Source organism: Acidipropionibacterium jensenii DSM 20535 (assembly GCF_000425285.1).
GTDB lineage: Bacteria > Actinomycetota > Actinomycetes > Propionibacteriales > Propionibacteriaceae > Acidipropionibacterium > Acidipropionibacterium jensenii.
Map to the genome: position 1 here is coordinate 1 of NZ_AUDD01000055.1, position 1,781 is coordinate 1,781.

A 1,781-nucleotide genomic window follows, 5' to 3' on the forward strand; every position below is an offset into this window, starting at 1 on the left:
TTTAGTCAATAAAGATGTTTTGTTGATGCACAACTTGTGTTGTGTGTCGGATTTATTGATTCCTTTGATTGATTTCGATTGATCATCTGATTTTTTGTCAGTTGGTTTGTCGGGGTCAGTGTTTTGGATTCTTTGATGGTGTCGCCTGTACTGTGGTCCGCCGGCCTTTGGGGTTGGTGGGGTGCGGTGGTGATATTTTTTCATTGGAGAGTTTGATCCTGGCTCAGGACGAACGCTGGCGGCGTGCTTAACACATGCAAGTCGAACGGTAAGGCCCTTTCGGGGGTACACGAGTGGCGAACGGGTGAGTAACACGTGAGTAACCTGCCCATCACTTCGGGATAACGCTAGGAAACTGGTGCTAATACCGGATATGAGCTCTCATCGCATGGTGGGGGTTGGAAAGTTCTGGCGGTGGTGGATGGACTCGCGTCCTATCAGCTTGTTGGTGAGGTTGTGGCTCACCAAGGCGTCGACGGGTAGCCGGCCTGAGAGGGTGACCGGCCACATTGGGACTGAGATACGGCCCAGACTCCTACGGGAGGCAGCAGTGGGGAATATTGCACAATGGGCGCAAGCCTGATGCAGCAACGCCGCGTGCGGGATGACGGCCTTCGGGTTGTAAACCGCTTTCACCAGGGACGAAGTGCCTTTCGGGGTGTGACGGTACCTGGAGAAGAAGCACCGGCTAACTACGTGCCAGCAGCCGCGGTGATACGTAGGGTGCGAGCGTTGTCCGGATTTATTGGGCGTAAAGAGCTCGTAGGTGGTTGATCACGTCGGAAGTGAAAACTTGGGGCTTAACCCTGGGCGTGCTTTCGATACGGGTTGACTTGAGGAAGGTAGGGGAGAATGGAATTCCTGGTGGAGCGGTGGAATGCGCAGATATCAGGAGGAACACCAGTGGCGAAGGCGGTTCTCTGGACCTTTCCTGACGCTGAGGAGCGAAAGCGTGGGGAGCAAACAGGCTTAGATACCCTGGTAGTCCACGCTGTAAACGGTGGGTACTAGGTGTGGGGTCCATTCCACGGATTCCGTGCCGTAGCTAACGCATTAAGTACCCCGCCTGGGGAGTACGGCCGCAAGGCTAAAACTCAAAGGAATTGACGGGGCCCCGCACAAGCGGCGGAGCATGCGGATTAATTCGATGCAACGCGAAGAACCTTACCTGGGTTTGACATGGATTGGTAACGGTCAGAGATGGCCGCCCCCCTTGTGGGCCGATTCACAGGTGGTGCATGGCTGTCGTCAGCTCGTGTCGTGAGATGTTGGGTTAAGTCCCGCAACGAGCGCAACCCTCGTCCACTGTTGCCAGCAATTCGGTTGGGGACTCAGTGGAGACCGCCGGGGTCAACTCGGAGGAAGGTGGGGATGACGTCAAGTCATCATGCCCCTTATGTCCAGGGCTTCACGCATGCTACAATGGCTGGTACAAAGAGTTGCGACACTGTGAGGTGGAGCGAATCTCAAAAAGCCAGTCTCAGTTCGGATTGGGGTCTGCAACTCGACCCCATGAAGTCGGAGTCGCTAGTAATCGCAGATCAGCAACGCTGCGGTGAATACGTTCCCGGGGCTTGTACACACCGCCCGTCAAGTCATGAAAGTCGGTAACACCCGAAGCCGGTGGCCCAACCTTTTGGGGGGGAGCCGTCGAAGGTGGGACTGGTAATTAGGACTAAGTCGTAACAAGGTAGCCGTACCGGAAGGTGCGGCTGGATCACCTCCTTTCTAAGGAGCTGTGACTGTGTGGGTCGTCGTTGTGGCGGTCTGGCATGGTCCAT

At 55.5% G+C, this 1,781-nt stretch carries 1 protein-coding gene and 1 rRNA gene; one reads left to right on the top strand and one right to left on the bottom strand.

Annotated features, from left to right (window positions below; all coding sequences use genetic code 11):
- Positions 1-204, bottom strand: a 204-nt coding sequence (locus H590_RS18980; protein WP_211221193.1) for a hypothetical protein, incomplete at its 3' end; no start/stop codon positions are given.
- Here H590_RS18980 and H590_RS0113635 point away from each other — a divergent pair.
- Positions 201-1,728 (top strand): 16S ribosomal RNA (locus tag H590_RS0113635). The genes H590_RS18980 and H590_RS0113635 overlap by 4 nt on opposite strands.
- Positions 1,729-1,781 lie beyond the last annotated feature (53 nt).